Here is an 18,622-nt window from a genome sequence, read left to right as displayed (position 1 = left end):
AGTCCACAACTATTGAGGATAAACAGTGCGACAATCTGCCACATTCGTGACGCAGCGCTCTTGGTTATAATTTCGCTTTCTGCCAAGCTAGCGCTATGAACTACATCACAAATACCCGCCACCAGCTACTCCAGCTCAGTTATATCCGTACGGTCACTATTTTTGGCCAGAGCGGGCTATTGCTGTATCTGTTTTTTGGCCTGCATGTCAGTCTTAATTTCTGGCTGATCGCCTTCGCGCTGCTGGCGATGGCGCTACTGAATCTGCTGTCACTGTTACGCCTGAACTCCCCGCTGCCGCTGACCCAGCTGGAGTTTTTTTTCCAACTGATTGCCGACATCGCCTTCTATGTCTGCCTGTTATACCAGATGGGCGGAGTGAGCAACCCCTTTTCTGCGCTATTACTGATCCCTCTGATTATCAGCGCAACATCACTACCCCGGCGCTATACCTGGCTGACCGCACTGCTGGTCACTCTCAGTTACTCTCTGCTGATGCAACTCTTTATACCGATAACCCTTCCGGATACCGGACATCAGCATCAGGCAATCGCACTCCTGGACCTTCACCTGGCAGGCATGTGGATCAACTTTATTCTCACAACAGCTCTGATCACCTGGTTTGTGGTTAATATTCGCGAGAACCTGCAGCGTCAGGAGTTGAAACTTAACCGCGCCAGAGAGTCCAGTCTGCGCAATCATCAGCTTCTCTCTCTGGCGACCATGGCCGCGGGCACCGCCCATGAGATGGGTACACCACTCGCCACTATGCGAGTGGTGCTGCATGAGATGAAACTGGATCATAGTGATGATGCGGAACTGCTTGAGGATATAGAGATACTGCAGACCCAGGTTGAAAACTGTTCCGACCGTCTGAAGCACCTGGCAGAATCGGTAAAACAGGAACAGAAAGAAGCACGAGCGCTGCCTGCCGAGCAGTTTTTCCATGAGATACTGGAACGCTGGCACCTGTTGCGGCCTACCGCCAGTTTTAACACGCCGGTAATTCATCTGCAGGGGCAACCGACTGTTCTCAGTTCAATTCCATTACAACAGGCATTCATCAACCTGCTGAATAATGCCGCTGACGCCTCTGAGCAGCCGCTGCAGATTCAGCTTTCATCTGACAGCCAACAGATACTCTTTACCATCCATGACCAGGGCCCCGGTATTCCACTTGAACAAGCTGAAAATCTGGGCAGCCCGTTTATCACCACCAAGGGAAAAGGCCTTGGAATAGGGCTATTTCTAACGGCCTCGGCTCTGGATAGCTACGGTGGCCAAGTCTGCCTGTTTAATCATCCCGACGGTGGCACACTCACCGAAGTTAAACTGCCTCTGATTAAGGAGAGTTCACACTATGGATACTAATTCAACGCCGCTGCGCTTTCTGATTGTCGATGATGACGAAACCTTCACCCGGGTGTTAAGCCGGGCAATTAAACGGCGCGGCTATGAAACGGCGGTTGCCAGCTCTGCCGAACAGGCACTACTGATTCTGGAGCAGTTCACTCCCGATCTGGCAACCCTTGACCTGAAGATGGACGGTGCCTCGGGCATCACCCTCATTCCCCGGTTAAAAGCGGTGAATGCGGATATCAAAATTCTGATTCTGACCGGTTACGCCAGTATCTCTACGGCGGTAGAAGCGATTAAGCTAGGAGCCACTGACTATCTGGCTAAACCTGCCGATACTGACCAGATTCTGGCCAAACTGAAAGGCACCCAACCCGATCCAGATGTCGAAATTGCGGACAAACCGATGTCCGTTGGCCGATTGGAGTGGGAGCATATTCAGAAAGTGCTGACCGAGCATGAAGGCAATATTTCCGCCACTGCCCGGGCATTAGGGATGCACCGGAGAACCCTGCAACGCAAGCTGCAAAAACGTCCGGTCAGGGAAGAGCATTAACGTTGCTCGTTGTGGACTCGGGATTATTGCCCTTCACAAACCGAACACAACAACTTTCTTACAAAGCGCTTAACCTGATCGCTTAATCCTGAAACTATTTAGAAGGCTTTTCCGAGCAACGAGCAACGGCTTTTAAAGCTTTTGTGACAGTCGAGTTAGAATCCTTTACTGATCATCAATATATTTTTTCGCATCAAAGGTGCGGATCCAGTCAGGATAAAACACCATCATACCGGTCATGATAATTCCGTTCAGCAAGCCCTCCGGAAACATGATGAGGGGCAGAATCTGAATGTATTCGTTATAAATCTTCTCGCTGCTGTAGACATCACTGATCCATAGCAGAAAGCCCATGCTCAACCCGCCGGTGAGAGTTGCCACTCCTGCCCCGAGAAAGGCGCAAAGAAACAGATAGACAAAAAAATTGGGCGGCAGGCGGGCCTCTACCAGACGCAGAATCAGATAGCTAACCAGCGACGGGATGACGATAGTACAGAGCCCGTTGACGGCAAAACCGTCCCAGCCCTCCCGTCCGATCAGGGTGGTCCCCAACAGTGCCAGGCTGGCTGACAGGATTGCCAGATCCCAGCCAAACATCAGGGTAAGCACCGTCACCCCGAGGAAATGAATCCCCAGTCCGGGAGAGATTCCGGCCCGCATCTGCCATAAAATCATCAAACCGACGGTAGTCCCGAGAAACAGGTGCTGTAGTTGTCGACTGTTGACCAGAGTGGACCAGGGGGCGGACCAGATTGCCACCCCCAGCAGGAGAAAATAGCCGACCTGTGCAAACCAGAACCAGAAGCCGGTAATCAGCTCTGTGGTTATATTCATATCCGCATCCGTATAGTGAATTCTGCAGAGTTTAGCTGCCTTACAGTAAAAGAAGGTTGTTACAGCTCATTAAAATGGCATCTTCGTAGCCAACCTCAGCCGGATAGTAGTTTTTACGCACACCATCTTCCTTATAGCCCAAGCGCCTATAAAGCTTTCGGGCGGCCTCATTGGATCTGCGCACTTCCAGCAGATTTCGGCTAATACCACAGTTTTCCAACTGCTCGTGAACGAAGTTCAGTAACTCACTCGAAAAACCCTGTCCCCGCGCTTCAGGTCGAATGCCGATCTGCAACAGTTCAGCTTCATCCAGAACCGTGGTTAACAGAGCAAATCCATTTAACTGCTCATCCTGCCACAGGCCATAACAAAGATAGCGCTTACCTCTGAGATACGAAAGTAACTGAGCATCAGACCATGGCGGACTGAAACAACAGGCTTCTAATTGCGAAAGCTGGGGAAGGTCGGCTGCTTCAAGCGGCCGCAGAAGATTACTCTCCATCGGTGACAGAGTGCTTTTGCAGGTGATCGAGCAGCGGCTGAAGATCACTCCAGACCTCCCGTTTACAGCCCGGCAACATCATCATCTCGGTCAGACTGGCAGAGGCCAGGGTTTTAACACTGGAACGCAGGCTAAACAGCATACCCCGCAACTGATCCAGCGGCTCGGTGCGTTCCAACACCATCTGTGCGGCGGACTCACCCAGTAATAACACGGTATTCACCGGGCTCTTTTGCAAACTTTTCTTCAGTTTATGCTGTACGGTCAGGCGTGCCTGTTCCGCTCCCTGATCCAGTGATTTACTGGCGAACATCGGCCAGGGCAGCGTGTAGTACTCAGTTGTCGTCCCCCCCGTAAGACCGATAGAGCGGAGAATTTTATCTAACAATATCTGATGATGAGCATCGGCCTGACCACTGTTCTGTGGTGTCCGGGATGAAGCTGACACTGGTGGCAGAGAGTCGATAACCAGACAGTCCTGATACACCATGAACGCCAGTTTAAAGGGCTTCTGCTCGGCTTGCTCAGACACAGACGGCAGATGCAGATCGACCGGCTCAGACGACGACAGGCTGATATCATCAGCACCGGCGTCGATCTGTACTGAAACTGGGACGATTGAAGCCGGTGCTGTTGCAACCGGAGCAGGCGTCGGCGTAACAGAAACCGGCGCTGGCTGAGTAATCGTCGCAGCAACCGCTGCGGGTACAGCAGAGGCACTAACGCGGGCGGGTTTTGGCTCAGAACCAAAGCTGGCACTCAGCTCAGCACGGGCCTGTCTGGCAGCGATGGCACGATCAGCAGGATTCAGAATCGGCGCAGCAGTCGCTGCCTGACCATTACCCGATAACGCTGCAGTGTCATTTTCCGGCCAGCAGTACTCCAACACCCAGTCCGGGGTGGGACGGGCACCGGGCAGCTGTCGACGGGGCAGCCAACTGACAATGCCCATCGTTTCCAGATATTGATGACGCAGCGACTGCTCCATTTTGTTGTTCCCTTTGCCCTGAGCTGATAACTAAATTAAAGCGTTAGTTAAACCTGCGGATGGGCTTTCTCTTCGGTTGATTCAAGCATATTCAGCGCATGGATATAGGCTTTAGCCGAAGCGATGATAATGTCGGTATCCGCTCCCAAACCATTAACGATACGGCCTCCCTTCTCCAGCCGCACAGTCACCTCACCCTGAGAATCGGTACCGCTGGTAATCGCATTTACTGAATACAGTTCCAGTGACGCATGTGACTTAACAATCGACTCAATCGCTTTGAATGCAGCATCTACGGGGCCACTGCCAACCGCTTCTGCGGTGTGTTCGCTATCACTCACCACAACGGTCACGTTAGCCACCGGCACTTCACCGGTCTGTGAAGTCACTGACAGGCTACTCAGTTTGAACTTCTCATAATGAGACGCACGGGTATCACTCACCAGTGCTTGCAGATCTTCATCGAAGATCTCATGTTTTTTATCGGCCAGATCTTTAAACCGGGCAAACGCGGTATTCAGTTCGGCCTCCGATTCAAAGCTGGTGCCCAACTCTTCCAGGCGGGCGCGGAAAGCGCTGCGGCCTGAATGCTTGCCCATCACCATCTTATTGGCGTTCCAGCCGACATCCTGAGCGGTCATAATTTCGTAGGTTTCGCGGTGTTTCAGTACACCATCCTGATGGATGCCCGATTCATGAGCGAACGCATTTGCACCGACAATCGCCTTGTTTGGCTGCACCGGAAAGCCGGTCACGCTGGACACCAGTCGCGAAGCCGGCACGATCTGCGTGGTGTCGATACCGGTATGCAGCCCCAGCACATACTGACGGGTGCGCAGCGCCATCACCACCTCTTCCAGTGACGCATTACCAGCCCGCTCTCCCAGACCATTGATAGTACACTCGACCTGCCGTGCACCGGCACTCAGAGCGGCCAGCGAGTTAGCCACCGCCAGACCCAGATCGTTATGGCAGTGTACGGAGAATACCGCCTTATCGGCGTTGGGAATCCGCTGCAGTAACTGTTGAATGGTGTGACCAAACTCCTCCGGCACCGCATAACCAACGGTATCTGGAATATTGATGGTGCGGGCACCGGCATCGATCACCTTTTCGATGATGCGACACATAAAGTCCAGTTCTGAACGGCTGGCGTCTTCCAGCGAAAACTCAACATCACCAATCAGATTGCGTGCACGCTTCACCGCATAGACCGCTTGCTCCACCACTCGGTCCGGATCCATCTGCAGCTTGTACTTCATATGGATCGGCGAGGTGGCGATAAAGGTATGGATACGCCCGGAATTGGCATTCACCAGCGCTTCACCGGCGCGGTCAATATCAGCATCCAGTGCCCGTGACAAAGAACACACAGTACTGTCTTTGATAGTGTCGGCAATCGCTTTAACCGACGCAAAATCACCCGGAGAAGCGATCGCAAAACCCGCCTCAATCACATCCACCCGCATTTTCTCCAGCTGCTTGGCAATCCGCAGTTTTTCTTCGCGGGTCATCGATGCGCCAGGGCTCTGCTCACCATCACGCAGGGTGGTATCAAAAACAATTACACGGTTATTATCGGTCATGACCGGACTCCAGAAACTGATTAGCTGCGACTTTAAAAGATGCGGCAAACAAGCTGTATTGATTAGGCTGAAAAGGGATCGGCAGCTGGCGGGACTGTATCGCTACAATCAAAAAATTGCCGGAAAATTAAGGCCATATCCACTATATTATCTGATACCGACTAATATAACTTCCTGATGGCTATTTGCAACTTAATGACATACAAATAAGTCTCTGCCAGCCTCTAAACTAAAGGGATTCAGCCGATGAGCCGTGATCATTTCGATCAACCAGTAGACCGCCATACAACCTCCAGCCAGAAGTGGGAAAAATACCGCGACACCGATATTCTGCCGATGTGGGTCGCCGATACTGACTTTATGGCCCCTCCTGCAGTGATTGAAGCGCTGCAGGCTCGGGTTGATCATGGAATTTTTGGCTATACCAACACTCCGACTGAACTCAGTCAGTTAATTATCGAGCGGATGCAAACACTCTATCACTGGCAGATTCAGGAGGAGTGGTTAGTCTGGTTGCCCGGGCTTGTCTGTGGTCTGAATCTGGCCTGCCGCAGTGTCGGTGTCAGTCAGGATGAGGTCGCCACCGCCAAACCGGTCTATCCGCCCTTTATGTCAGCACCCCGTTTATCTGACCGGCGTCTGATCACCGTGCCCATGGTTGAACAACAGCAACGCTGGCTAATCGATTTCGACGCCCTGGAACAATCAATTACCGACACCACCACACTTTTGCTGTTCTGCAACCCGCATAACCCGGGCGGCACCGTTTACCGTGAAGATGAATTACAGCGTCTGGCGGATATCTGTCTGCAACACAATCTGACGGTTTGTTCGGATGAGATCCACTGTGATCTGATTATGGAGCCGGGGCTGAAACATGTTCCGCTGGGATCGATGGACAGCGAGATCGCCAGCAAAACCATCACTCTGATGGCCCCCAGTAAAACCTTTAATATTGCCGGTTTGGGCTGCTCCTTTGCCATCATCCCCGACCCACAGTTGCGCAAACAGTTTCAGCAGGTCCGCAAAGGGATCGTCCCGGACGTTAACCTGCTCGGTTATACCGCAACGATGGCCGCCTACAAGGAGGGTGGCGAGTGGCATCAACAGCAACTAAATTACCTAAAAGGTAACCGCGACTACCTGATGAAAGAGATCAATCAGATTCCCGGGCTGAAACTCAATCCGGTAGAAGCCACCTATCTCGCCTGGATCGACGTCTCCGCCGCAAAACTGGAAAACCCCGCCCACTTCTTTGAGCAGGCCGGCGTCGGCATGTCACCGGGACGAGACTTCGGCGATGACCGTTTTATGCGCCTCAATTTCGGCTGCACCCGCAGCCTGCTGATTGAAGCGGTAGACCGGATACGCCGGGCGATGTTAAGTCAGCTACCTGGGGGGTAGCTCACTTCGCTTAAAAGCAGAACGCTGCTTCGCAGCTTGCTAGTCGTTAGACGTAAAACTTCGTTTTACTTGCTAGAAAAAGCACAGGGTCTGATGCCCATGTCTGCTTTTTCAAGCAAGTAACCTATCTAACGACTGCGCTTCCCCCTGCAGATCTTAGTGCTTTGTATAACAGCCTTTCTTGTCTTTCCATTTACAATTGTTACTTTTTTCACTCTTCTCGCAGGTCTTTTTATCCGTTATTGCACTGCACTGAACCGGTCCACTGAAAGAACTCGTACTGCACGTTTTCTTCTTTCTGTCCCAGTCACAGTTAGGATCTTTTTTCTGCCCATCGCAATCTTTTTTATTGGTTATAGCGCTGCACTGTAGAGGTGGGTTTGTGTCGCTTGTACCTGGGCCATTTGTACCCGTTCCGCTTGAACCTGTGCCACTTGAGCCTGTGCCACTTGAACCGCTTCCGCTTGAACCTGTACCGCTTGAACCTGTACCGCTTGAACCTGTACCGCTTGAACCTGTACCGCTTGAACCTGTGCCACTTGAACCTGTACCGCTTGAACCTGTACCGCTTGAACCTGTACCGCTTGAACCTGTGCCACTTGAGCCTGTGCCACTTGAACCTGTGCCACTAGAACCTGTTCCGCTAGAGCCTGTGCCACTTGATCCTGAGCCACTAGAACCTGTTCCCGTTGAACCTGTTCCCGTTGAACCTGTTCCCGTTGAACCTGTTCCCGTTGAGCCTGTTCCCGTCGAGCCTGTTCCCGTTGATCCTGAGCCACTTGAACCTGTTCCACTGTTTCCGGGAGTGTAAACACTTGCCACGGTACAGGAGCCAGGGCTTGGTGCGGTACCCGAGCGACAGCTATCAGGCAAATAATCTGTTGATACGCCTGTTCCAGGAGGGGACATGCAGGTCCAGCTGGTCAGATAGTTATTGTTACATTCAGGCACAAACTGGAGAATCTTATGACTACCCAATTGCTGTAGTTTATAACTAACATTGACAATGCCATCGGTGATCCAGATTTTTTCAACGTAGTTGGTTTCGTAGTCATTCGGACTCAGACCCAGGTCTGCTTCAGTAATGGGTACCTTGCCGGTATTCATCACCTCCTGCGTTATCTGCAACTTAACCCCATCAGCCATGCTAAACCCTTCGGTAACTTTAGCCCGGGTGACATAACTGGTATACGCAGGTATAGCGATAGCGGCAAGAACCCCGACAATTGCCACCGCAATCAGGATCTCTATTAGCGTAAAACCAGAATCTCTTTTTTTCATATCAGGCCCTGCCATCTTTACTTACAACAAATCAATAGCTGAGAGGTCTACTGCATCAAACGCGATCAGCTAAACACTGCTCACACGGGCTACTAATTCTTCTCGTTATTCAAAGACACACTGACTAAAAGGTAACGGCCTGCCCGCCAAGCTTCAAGCACTCAGCTTCCAGAACAACACCCTTTCATGTCACAGGGCAATTTTTTATAACAAACTCATGGGTTTTTCTTTACGCTTTTTCTGGTGGGTCGCGTAGCGGCGAACAAGCAAGATATTGCGTCGCAGCTTGCTAGTCGTTAGACGTAAAACTTCGTTTTACTTGCTAGAAAAAGAACAGGCACCAGATGTCCGCTTTCGACACAAAGCGGACATTAACGCCACGTTAAGCGGCAAATAATAGCTGGCTATAAGGAGTGAGGCACGAACAACAACCAGCTGTTATTTTCCCGTTTGAACGCCTATTATCACCTCAACTTCGAAGGAGATACGGGCTTAGTACAATCAATAATAAGATTAGATATGTTTTTATTAGCATTTATTTTATTAAGTTGAGCTTCCAATTCATCCAAAGAATTATACTTTGTTGGTCGATCAAATAACTCACATTTGTACCAAAGAACCAAATAAACACCATATTTACAACGTTCACCTTTCAAATAAGCGGGTAATTGCTTAGTTAAACCTTTCTCAACATTTTCGGCATGGGCTAATTTTAATTCAACGCAAAGTTTGAGTAGTTTATTTTGGCTATTAGTAAACGAAACTAAGAAATCCACCTCTCCATTTGAGCTTTCTACTTCTCGGGAAATTTGTATTCCCATAAAATCGAAAATTGCTCTTAAATGGCTAAATATATAAGGTTGCGTTTCTGGTTCGCGGCAAGGAATCTGTTTGCCATTTACATCGTTCTTCCATAAATATTTGTAGCCACCATGATTTTCTATATTATGCTTAACAAATAGATCTACACACCTAAAAACGAATTCTTTTAAACTTTTTTCAGTTTCAATTTTGGTTGTGAGCATCAATTCTCGAATATCAATAAATGCATCAGCCAAATTTACACTATTAAGCCTTTCAACAAATCTGGTTAGAGTCTTAGAGTAAGAATCAGGATTTGTTATTGCGTACAATTTGTGATGTATATTCTCTCTAGTTATTTCATTTATATGTTGAACAAAATAATTAGAGAACATATTTACATTTATATCTTTTTTGTCTATTTCTATATGCTTTTGTAGCGCGGTTAAATTTGATAAAAGAGTCTTAACAACAAATTCTTTATGTGGGTAGTAAGTACGCCCAATTAAGGCTTCTTTTTCTGAAAAATCTATATTGTCATAGCTATTTTCATTTAATTTAACATCAGGTGTATATAGTTCTCTAATCGCAATAAGAATATGGGTATAATTCTTCCCCTCTTCAGGTTCAATATCACAAAAGTGGCTCCACCCCATATTTGCTATATTCCACCCGCTCATAATTCTAAACATGGGGTCAGCCCAAAAAGCTGATACAGGAGATAACATAATTTCTAATTTATCATCAATTTCAATGACTTGACTGTCAACACTATAACAAACAGATGGAATTGAAAAACGTATTAGCGTTACAACGTTTTTATCTTTTGTCGAGTTTATTGATAACGTCCCATTACCAAATGAAAAGCCATGTACTTCAACTCCTCCCGCTTCAGAATTTACAGTGGTTTTTAAATATTCTAAATCTTCATCGCTTATTAACTCTTCATACTCTTCTATAAAGGAATTAAGTTCAGCTCGACTTCTTAAGTTATATGAAGCGTTGTGAGACACGATAGAGCTTACTAAAACAGACTTTTCAATTGATGAGCTTGCAGTATCTAGAAACTCATTCAAGAAATCACTTGCCTGTATGAATTGTCCCTTATAGACAAAGAATTCAATAGCTTTAGAAACGTATTTTGAAAAAACATTACGTATAGAATTTTTATCGCCAAATATCTCATTATCCGAACTTGAAAGTGCGATACGACTGAATTTTAGCCTAGCATTTAGTGCTGCTAAACCTTGAGAACTTATTGCGAATGATTCTTCTATTTTCTCTTTAAAGTTCTTATTCTCAAAATCTATTATGTATGTTTTTGATATAGAAGAGACATGAGACGACTCTAGAAACTTGGTTGTTATTTTAAAATATTGATCGAATTTTTCTAAATCAGAATAAGTTAATATAATTGGATATAAATGATGCAATACAAAACCACAATCGTCTAGAAGGTTAACTTCTTTTTTTCCTTCAGGTGTGTTGATGCCAACTTTGATGGAATAGCGTTTTTTATTTTTTGATAGTTCTTCGATTGTATTCAAAAACATCACGAAATATTTTAAAGCTTCCTTATGGTTCCGAGGTTGATTCCCTTTTTGCAAATAAGAAACATATTTTAGTGATTTTTCGATTATTTTACTTTCAGTAGACAAATGAACTCCATTCACGACTATCCGCATAACAATTTATTATTGAGCCCTTACAAGCTTGCAAGGTTTGCTATCTTGTAAGGTGTATTTATATGTAAGGATGGGCAAAAGAAGTATCGCAGAAGCCGTAAGTATCAGGAATATGAGACTAAATATGCAAAGGCAGGATCTGTCAGAGAGGAAAAAAGGATTTATGGTATTCATCCTGAATATCCGTCTGAGTTACCCGAGCTGCGCAGGCTAATCAAAATTACAGACTACAACGGGTTCCACTTACCCATCGAATTGAACTATATCGCAGTAACCGTGTTGATTGCTACAACGTTTGGGTAAACGGCAAACTTTGGAAAAAACGAATTGGTTGGAGCAAAGTTCTTGAAGGATTAAGAAAAGCTTTACCACGTCGTATCAATCACTGGTGAGCATGTCCGCTATTGGCACAAAGCAGACCAACCCACCCTAAATTCTGATTCCTAAAAAACCAACCGTAAGTCCCCCTCCGCAGTTCGCTCTTTACGCTTTTTCTAGCAGTCGCGAAGCGACGTTCTAACCACTAGCCAGCCGCGAAGCGGCGATCTAGCCACAGCTCTTATCAAGCCCGATCAAACGGCAGAGCGATCACATCACTAATCTGCTCCGTTCCCAGGGCTAACATGACTAAACGATCAAGCCCCATCGCGACCCCGGCGCACTCAGGCATACCGTTTTCCAGCGCCTCAACCAGCAAGCCATCAGTCGGTCTGAGCGGTAATCCCTCGGTTTGTCTTTGGGCGATATCCTTAGCAAAGCGTTTTGCCTGTTCTGCCGCATCGGTGAGTTCGTAGTAGCCGTTAGCTAACTCCACTCCGGCGATAAACAGTTCGAAACGGCACGCTACCGGCTGACCATTATCGTCTTCAGCAATACGTGACAGGGCAGCCTGACTGGCTGGATAATCGTAAACGAACACCGCGCCTTTATCGGCCAGCTGCGGCTCAATCACATGAGACATCAGCAGATTCAGCCAGTTGTCGCGGTTATCATCGTCCATTTGAATGTCAATATGCTGACGGGTTATAGCTGCCAGCTCGTTAACCGTCGCGGTTTGCAGGTCAAGCTGGAGGTATTGCCGAAACAGTTCGTTATAGCTGATACGCTGAAACCCAGCCATGCCAATAACCGGCCCCACCAGCGCTTCAACCTCATCCATCAACTGATGGTGATAAAAGCCGGGACGATACCACTCGAGCATGGTAAATTCCGGGTTATGGCGACGACCGCATTCGCCGTTGCGAAACGCTTTACAGATCTGGTAGATCGCGCCGCTGCCGGACGCCAGCAGCCGCTTCATCGCATACTCTGGCGAACTTTGCAGATAGCGGGCCTGCTCCTGCTGTCCAGGTAACGGATGGTAGCGACACTCGATGGTATCGATATAGGGGTCACTCACCGCCGCCGAGGTCATCAGGGGGGTTTCCACCTCCAGCACATCCCGCGCAGCAAAAAACTCACGTATCTGCGCAAAGATCTGTGCCCGTTTGCGCAGATTTTCAATCGGTGCTGTCGCCTGCCATAACTCAGTCATCGGGGATTACTCATAAATGAAAAAGCGCCGCTGTTACCCATCCATGCGCCCGCGGCATACCGTACATCCTGTACATAAAAATGGCAGCCGTGGCTGCCATTGAAATAGTAAAAATTGAATTGAACGCGTTAAAAGCCCAGTGAGAACAAGCGCAATAGCGCTCAAACCATTATTTAAGCGCGGGACACGTACTCGCCACTGCGGGTATCAATCTTCAGCACATCGCCCTGCTCAATAAACAGCGGCACACGCACGACAGCACCGGATTGCAGCTTGGCGGGTTTAGAGCCGCCCTGAGCGGTATCGCCTTTAAGGCCCGGATCAGTTTCAATAACTTCCAGCTCAACAAAGTTTGGCGGTGTTACGGATATAGGGTTGTTATTCCACAGGGTGACCTGACACTTATCCTGTTCCTTCAGCCACAGGTGCGCATCGCCAATAGCGGTTTTATCGGCAGCGACCTGCTCATAGCTGGTTGGGTCCATAAAGTGCCACATCTCGCCATCGCTGTAGAGATACTCCATATCAGTATCCATGACATCTGCACTTTCTGCTGTTTCGTTCGATTTGAAGGTCCGCTCCCAGGTACGGCCAGTGAGCAGGTTTTTCAGTTTAACCCGGGTGAAGGCCTGGCCTTTACCTGGTTTAACGAACTCAACGTCTACCATGGAGCAAGGATCAGACTCGATCATCACTTTCAGGCCGTTTTTAAACTGGTTGGATGCGTAATTTGCCATATCGATCTCGAAATAGATTAGACTCAGGTGAACCGTAGCCACCGCAAAATTGACACACATTCTACTTGAAAGGAGAATGCGAGCAAATTTTCCAGCGAAATTATTCTGATATGAACTCATCTATGCCGTTACCGGACGCCTGGCAGGCCCTCCTGAGCCAGACCTTAGACAGTCCGAAAGCGCTGATTCGTTACCTGCAACTGCCGGACTCACTGCTGGAAGGTGCCGATCGCGCCAGCCTGGAGTTTGCTATGCGCATTCCCAGGCCCTGGCTGGAGCGCATCGAAAAAGGCAACCCCGATGATCCGCTATTACGTCAGGTACTCCCTCTCGGCGAAGAGCTCAATGATGTTCCCGGGTTTATCCGCGACCCGCTGGAGGAGATGCACAGCAATCCGGTGAACGGACTGATTCATAAATACAATGGCCGGGTGCTGGTGATACTCACTGGTGCCTGTGCGATTAATTGTCGTTACTGTTTTCGACGCCACTTCCCCTATGCTGAAAACCGTCTGGGGCCGCAACAGTGGCAGGGAATCCTCGATTATATTGCTGCCGATGCCAGTATCACTGAGGTTATTTTTTCCGGGGGCGACCCGCTGGTCTCGAATGATGCCCGTTTACAGCAGCTAATCACTGACCTTGAGCAGATTCCACACCTGACCCGGTTGCGCATTCACAGCCGGCTGCCGGTGGTTCTGCCACAACGGATTACGGAATCACTCACTCGCATACTGCAGCAAAGCCGCTTTAAAGTGGTGACTGTAATCCACAGCAACCATCCACAAGAGCTGGATGATAGTGTTGCGGCGGCGGTGCAACGCCTGAAACAGGCCGGTGTCACCGTGCTCAATCAGGCGGTGCTGCTGCGGGGCGTCAATGACAACATCGACACCCTTAAAGAGCTCAGTGAAAAATTGTTCGATATCGGCGTACTACCCTATTACCTGTTCACCTTTGATCCGGTCAAAGGCGCGGCGCACTTTGACCTGCCGGATGACGAAGCAAAACAGTTGCTGGGGCAACTGCAGGATCTGCTTCCGGGTTATCTGGTGCCGAAACTGGCCCGTGAAATTCCCGGACGAAGGGCTAAAACGCTGTTATTTGCTGATCAGGAATAGACAACCGATGCACTCAAAATCAGACCAGGCTCCGTTACAAACCGTATTGTTGTTTATCGCCGCGCTGATGTTTGGTTTTGGCGCACTGGTACAGATTGGCGATCAGCGTAACCCGAGTGATATTTCTGTCACCTACAAACGCCTGAAAACACCGGCAGATATTGTCCCTCTGAGCAATCCGGTCAAAGCGGTGGCTTACACCTCGGTGGTATCACTGGCTAAGCTACCGGTTGCCGACAAGAAGCAACGTTTTGTGGCGCTGCTGCTGCCAGCTATCCTGATCAGCAAACAGCAGCTACAACAGCGACGTGACAAATTGGTGCAGTTGCTGTCAGCATCCAGTATCAGTAGCGCCGACCAGGCCTGGCTGGACCGGCTTATGGCAGAATACGATGCGGAATCGCCAACACAGCTGCGCCGGCGCATGGTCAGTTTTCCCAACAGCCTGATTCTGGCGCAGGCAGCCATTGAGACCGGCTGGGGTAGTTCGCGGTTTTTTGTCCAGGCGAATAATGTCTTTGGTGTCTGGTCATTTGACCCTACGGAAGCACGGATTATGGCCCGTCAGCGACGCGATGGTGAGGCAATCTATGTCAAACGATATGCGTCGCTACTGGGGTCGATTGAGGATTACTTTCTGACACTGGGTCGAGGTGGAGCCTACACCGAGTTACGCCAGGCGGCCCGCAACACTCAGGATAGCCTGGCGTTGATAAAACATCTGCACCGTTACAGTGAGCTGGGTGATGACTACGTTGCGCGGCTGGATGCTATGATCCGCCATAACCGGTTAACACGTTATGATAGCTACTATCTGAAGCACTGAGACCCCAAACTCTCAGCCCTCTGCTCTAACGATCATCATCGCCACTCACCTGCTGCAACAGAGCATCCAGAGGGGTTGGTAAACCCAGGCCGTAGCCCTGCCCATAATCAACACCAATCTCACGCAGCAGATCACAAATCTCATCATTCTCGACAAATTCAGCTATGGTAGTTTTACCCATCACATGACCGATATCGTTGATCGATTTAACCATTGCCTGATCCAGCTCGTCATCCAGAATCCCCTTAACAAACATGCCATCGATTTTGAGATTATCCACCGGCAGGTTTTTCAAATACGCAAAGGAGGAGAGGCCACTGCCGAAGTCATCAAGTGAAAACTGACAACCATAGGCTTTCAGGGCATTAATAAACCGCTGCGCTTCCACCAGATTCGCAATAGCCGAGGTTTCAGTGATCTCAAACTTAACCTTGTAAGGCAGCAAAGCTGAGCTTTCCAGAAAACCAATAATAACCTTTTTAAGGTGCTCGTCCCCAAGGCTGCCCCCGGACAGATTGATCGCGCAACAACCAAAATACTTGCTGAACTGGGTAAAGTTCCGCTCCAGCCAGGCAAATGCGTTACCCACCACCCACTCATCTATCCGGCCAGCCAGCTGATACCGTTCGGCTGCAGGCAGAAAAGCTCCCGGAGGCACAATATTTCCCTCCCTATCCTTCATCCGCAGCAAAAGCTCCACATCGGGTTTAAGCTGAGGATTCTGCAAAGGTACAATGACCTGGCCGTAGAGCAAAAAACGTCCCTCATCCAGCGCAGAATTAATCTCAGAAACCCAGTGCATCTCCCCTTCCCTACGGGCCAGCATCTCATTGCCCTGGACGTAGAGATGCACCCGATTACGCCCGGCATCTTTAGCGGTATAGCAGGCCGAGTCTGCCTGTTTAAGAATCTCAGTCATATTGGCAGAATGTTCATTGATCGCGACGACACCGATACTGACACCAATATTAAACACCTGCTGCTCCCAGCAGAATTTAAACTCGGCAATAGCATCACGCACGCCCTCGGCCACACTGCGGGCTTTGTCGATAGGACAGTTCTGCAGCAAAATACCGAACTCATCCCCCCCCAGCCGAGCCAGGGTATCATTAGCCCGCACCCGCCCCTGAAGAATCGACGCAACCTGCCGCAACAGTTCATCTCCCGCCACATGACCACAGGTATCGTTAACCACCTTAAACTGATCCAGATCGAGAAAACAAAACGCATGCTGACAACCGGGAGATCGCTGCGAGTAGAACAGAGACTGCAAACGAACCTCAAACTCTCGCCGATTGACCAGTGCTGTCAACTGATCATGACTGGCCTGATAACTAATCTGTTCTGAGATCAACCGGTTTTCGGTAATATCCTGCAGGGTAACCACATAATTTGTCAGGACCCCGTGAAAATCATAGATCGGCGCGATATTCACCTGCGCCCAGTAATGCCCTTTGGACTTTTTCCGGTTGACGATATCGCCGCGCCAATTAGGCTTATTGATCAGGCGAGGCCAGATATCCCGGTATGAAACTTCGCCCTTTTGCTCGAAATGAAGCATATTGATGTTATGACCAATAACATCCTCAGGAACAAATCCAGTGTCCTCTGTAAATCTCGGGCTGGTGTACTCTATCTCACCATCCGGAAGCGTAATCAGCACCATATTCGGGCTAAACTCTACCGCTTTAGTCACTTTAAGCAACGACTGCTCTGCCCTGCGGCGCTCCTCAATTTCATGCTGCAGTGACGCGGTTTTTTCACTCACCAACTGACTGATACGTAACGTACGACCTGTCAGAGAGAGCAACCAGCCACCCAGCAGTGCCGCAAACAGCATGCCGCCAAGCAGCACAATCCAACTGCTCCACTGAGAAAAATGCAAAAAGAACTCAGGCTTCGCCCGATACTCAAACCGGAAACCCCTTCCACCCGTTACATATTCATCAGTCCAGTACAGAGACTCATTGACGTTTTTATGATTTAACGCATATATCTGCTGCCTGCTATCTGTCGTATCAAAGACCTCAACACTAATCTGTTTCGCCAGATCATGGTGTTCACTCAGCACAAACTGTATGAAATCGTCCATCCGGTAAACCGCCGCAACCACTCCCTCAGTAGACAATCCAAGATCAACCCCCGCATGGTTAACCTGCAGGTAAGCGACAAGACCTTTTTGCTCGCCCGACTCCTGAACCAATCTGATCGGGGCGGTAAAAGCGACACTGTCCTGCCCACGCGCCCGTTGCAGTGCATCCTCTGCCGGCGGATTACTGGTGACATTAAAGCCAAAAGCACGCTTATTTTCAGCAAAGGGCTCAACGTAGGTGACCGGATAGTAATAATCTCGCACAGGCGCCCTGAACAGCTCACCGTCATCGCCCTTCTCTACTATTTGCAGGGGAATTTCAGAGGAATTTTCATATTCAGACCGGCGCTCGTTGGGAATTCGGGGAATCCACTCCAGCGCCTGTATTTCAGGATAGCGTTGCAACATATGATGCGTAAAACTATAAAAATCAGCGGCGTCAATGTGAGAACTGCTCAAAAACAGGCTGCGTAAAGAGTAGAGCGCCTCTATCCCTCCATCTAACCGCACCTTCATATTGGAGTGCAGCTGCTCCGCCTGTTGATTAAACTTCAGGGTTCGCTCTTGCGACTCATAGTTTTTAGTGATCAAAAAAAGAACGACAATGACGATCAGCAGGCTCCCCATTGGAAAAACGATCGCCCACTTGCGGGAAAATAATGTACTGCGTTTATTTGCAAAAAAAGCCAGCAACATAGGTGCGACAACAATGGCACCTATACTGTCTCCAATCCACCAGGTTAACCAGCTGATAAAAAAGTTTTCCCAGCCAATAATGCCAAATAAAAGGAGTGTTGTGATAGCCATCAGGCTCGCAGCAAGCGACGCCACAGGTCCGATGATTACAAGAAAAAGGGTTATCTGTTTATCATCAACCAGGTCCGGCATCCCGCCTAACAGGCGATGAGTCAGCCACACAGCACCTGCAGCCTCAAGAATAGCGGCCATACTGAGTAGAGTCATCAATCCAATAGAGCGAATCAACGCAGCGGTACTGCCTGTATCCAACCAACTGTCCGCATAAAAAATCATTAAAGCGACAAATAAGCCAAAACAGGCACGATAGCCCCGCAGCAGAATTGCAGCAATAGACACACCCGCCGCTGGCCATACCGCGGAAGCATCACTTGGAGGGATCGACAGCAGCCCTATCGACACCTGAGCCAGCAACAGATAAACCAGGCCGGGTAGTATATGAGTACAAAACAGCTCAGAAATACGGTGTTGGGCTGACTTAGCAATGTGTAGGATTGAAGACATACTGCGTTTAGATGCTCTTATAAATACTGTCTGTTGTGAACTCTAACAACAATGTACTTA

At 49.0% G+C, this 18,622-nt stretch carries 14 protein-coding genes and 1 pseudogene; 5 read left to right on the top strand and 10 right to left on the bottom strand.

The window, feature by feature from the left end:
• Positions 1-95: 95 nt before the first annotated feature.
• A complete protein-coding gene (locus Q0499_RS01435; RefSeq protein ID WP_299195212.1) occupies positions 96-1,370 on the top strand; it encodes an ATP-binding protein in 1,275 nt (424 codons plus the stop codon).
• A complete protein-coding gene (locus tag Q0499_RS01430) occupies positions 1,360-1,911 on the top strand; it encodes a response regulator transcription factor (RefSeq protein ID WP_299195209.1) in 552 nt (183 codons plus the stop codon). The genes Q0499_RS01435 and Q0499_RS01430 overlap by 11 nt, the downstream gene beginning before the upstream one ends.
• A gap of 165 nt (positions 1,912-2,076) precedes the next feature.
• Here Q0499_RS01430 and Q0499_RS01425 read toward each other — a convergent pair whose 3' ends face one another.
• Genes Q0499_RS01425 through Q0499_RS01410 form a run of 4 tightly spaced genes read right to left on the bottom strand, consistent with a single transcriptional unit; the run spans position 2,077 to position 5,821 of the window.
• Entirely contained in the window at positions 2,077-2,745 is a 669-nt protein-coding gene (locus Q0499_RS01425; RefSeq protein WP_299195206.1) for an energy-coupling factor ABC transporter permease, read from the bottom strand.
• Positions 2,746-2,785: 40 nt separating this feature from the next.
• Positions 2,786-3,247 (bottom strand): ribosomal protein S18-alanine N-acetyltransferase, encoded by a 462-nt coding sequence (rimI, locus tag Q0499_RS01420; RefSeq protein ID WP_299195203.1) that lies wholly within the window; start codon positions 3,245-3,247, stop codon positions 2,786-2,788.
• The gene (locus Q0499_RS01415) at positions 3,237-4,235 is read right to left on the bottom strand and encodes a hypothetical protein (RefSeq protein ID WP_299195201.1); all 999 of its coding nucleotides are present in this window, start codon (positions 4,233-4,235) and stop codon (positions 3,237-3,239) included. Before Q0499_RS01415 ends, rimI begins: the two co-directional genes overlap by 11 nt.
• A gap of 47 nt (positions 4,236-4,282) precedes the next feature.
• A complete protein-coding gene (locus tag Q0499_RS01410; protein ID WP_299195198.1) occupies positions 4,283-5,821 on the bottom strand; it encodes a 2-isopropylmalate synthase in 1,539 nt (512 codons plus the stop codon).
• Between the two features lie 246 nt (positions 5,822-6,067).
• On the opposite strand from Q0499_RS01410, the gene Q0499_RS01405 reads away from it, so the two are divergent.
• Positions 6,068-7,225, top strand: a complete 1,158-nt coding sequence (locus Q0499_RS01405) for a PatB family C-S lyase (protein ID WP_299195196.1) — start codon at positions 6,068-6,070, stop codon at positions 7,223-7,225.
• A 353-nt stretch (positions 7,226-7,578) separates the two neighbouring features.
• Here Q0499_RS01405 and Q0499_RS01400 read toward each other — a convergent pair whose 3' ends face one another.
• The 5 genes and pseudogenes from Q0499_RS01400 to efp form a co-directional block, all read right to left on the bottom strand.
• Positions 7,579-8,019 (bottom strand): hypothetical protein, encoded by a 441-nt coding sequence (locus Q0499_RS01400; protein WP_299195374.1) that lies wholly within the window; start codon positions 8,017-8,019, stop codon positions 7,579-7,581.
• 73 nt (positions 8,020-8,092) lie between these two features.
• Positions 8,093-8,506, bottom strand: a pseudogene (locus tag Q0499_RS01395) (pilin); the annotation flags it as partial.
• 464 nt (positions 8,507-8,970) lie between these two features.
• Positions 8,971-10,965, bottom strand: coding sequence for a hypothetical protein (locus Q0499_RS01390; RefSeq protein WP_299195193.1), 1,995 nt, complete (start codon positions 10,963-10,965; stop codon positions 8,971-8,973).
• A gap of 589 nt (positions 10,966-11,554) precedes the next feature.
• Positions 11,555-12,526, bottom strand: a complete 972-nt coding sequence (gene epmA / locus Q0499_RS01385) for an EF-P lysine aminoacylase EpmA (protein WP_299195190.1) — start codon at positions 12,524-12,526, stop codon at positions 11,555-11,557.
• 173 nt (positions 12,527-12,699) lie between these two features.
• Positions 12,700-13,263 carry an elongation factor P gene (efp, locus tag Q0499_RS01380; protein ID WP_299195188.1) on the bottom strand — a complete coding sequence of 188 codons (564 nt, stop codon included), beginning with the start codon at positions 13,261-13,263 and terminating at the stop codon, positions 12,700-12,702.
• A gap of 110 nt (positions 13,264-13,373) precedes the next feature.
• On the opposite strand from efp, the gene epmB reads away from it, so the two are divergent.
• Positions 13,374-14,384 (top strand): EF-P beta-lysylation protein EpmB, encoded by a 1,011-nt coding sequence (epmB, locus tag Q0499_RS01375; RefSeq protein ID WP_299195186.1) that lies wholly within the window; start codon positions 13,374-13,376, stop codon positions 14,382-14,384.
• 7 nt (positions 14,385-14,391) lie between these two features.
• Entirely contained in the window at positions 14,392-15,210 is an 819-nt protein-coding gene (locus tag Q0499_RS01370; RefSeq protein WP_299195183.1) for a glucosaminidase domain-containing protein, read from the top strand.
• A 25-nt stretch (positions 15,211-15,235) separates the two neighbouring features.
• Here the strand turns inward: Q0499_RS01370 and Q0499_RS01365 are convergent, their stop codons facing one another.
• Positions 15,236-18,562 carry an EAL domain-containing protein gene (locus Q0499_RS01365; protein WP_299195180.1) on the bottom strand — a complete coding sequence of 1,109 codons (3,327 nt, stop codon included), beginning with the start codon at positions 18,560-18,562 and terminating at the stop codon, positions 15,236-15,238.
• Positions 18,563-18,622 lie beyond the last annotated feature (60 nt).

This window comes from uncultured Amphritea sp. (assembly GCF_937127095.1).
GTDB lineage: Bacteria > Pseudomonadota > Gammaproteobacteria > Pseudomonadales > Balneatricaceae > Amphritea.
The sequence above is the reverse complement of the archived record's forward strand: the minus strand, read 5'-3'. Positions and strand labels throughout refer to the sequence as shown.

Bases quoted from the DNA above. Each gene is read 5' to 3' on its own strand.
- Q0499_RS01435 (WP_299195212.1), top strand. From the start codon at position 96: ATGAACTACATCACAAATACCCGCCACCAGCTACTCCAGCTCAGTTAT.
- Q0499_RS01415 (WP_299195201.1), bottom strand. From the start codon at position 4,235: ATGGAGCAGTCGCTGCGTCATCAATATCTGGAAACGATGGGCATTGTC.
- efp (WP_299195188.1), bottom strand. From the start codon at position 13,263: ATGGCAAATTACGCATCCAACCAGTTTAAAAACGGCCTGAAAGTGATG.
- Q0499_RS01365 (WP_299195180.1), bottom strand. From the start codon at position 18,562: ATGTCTTCAATCCTACACATTGCTAAGTCAGCCCAACACCGTATTTCT.
- Q0499_RS01430 (WP_299195209.1), top strand. From the start codon at position 1,360: ATGGATACTAATTCAACGCCGCTGCGCTTTCTGATTGTCGATGATGAC.
- Q0499_RS01405 (WP_299195196.1), top strand. From the start codon at position 6,068: ATGAGCCGTGATCATTTCGATCAACCAGTAGACCGCCATACAACCTCC.
- Q0499_RS01425 (WP_299195206.1), bottom strand. From the start codon at position 2,745: ATGAATATAACCACAGAGCTGATTACCGGCTTCTGGTTCTGGTTTGCA.
- epmA (WP_299195190.1), bottom strand. From the start codon at position 12,526: ATGACTGAGTTATGGCAGGCGACAGCACCGATTGAAAATCTGCGCAAA.
- rimI (WP_299195203.1), bottom strand. From the start codon at position 3,247: ATGGAGAGTAATCTTCTGCGGCCGCTTGAAGCAGCCGACCTTCCCCAG.
- Q0499_RS01410 (WP_299195198.1), bottom strand. From the start codon at position 5,821: ATGACCGATAATAACCGTGTAATTGTTTTTGATACCACCCTGCGTGAT.
- Q0499_RS01370 (WP_299195183.1), top strand. From the start codon at position 14,392: ATGCACTCAAAATCAGACCAGGCTCCGTTACAAACCGTATTGTTGTTT.
- epmB (WP_299195186.1), top strand. From the start codon at position 13,374: ATGAACTCATCTATGCCGTTACCGGACGCCTGGCAGGCCCTCCTGAGC.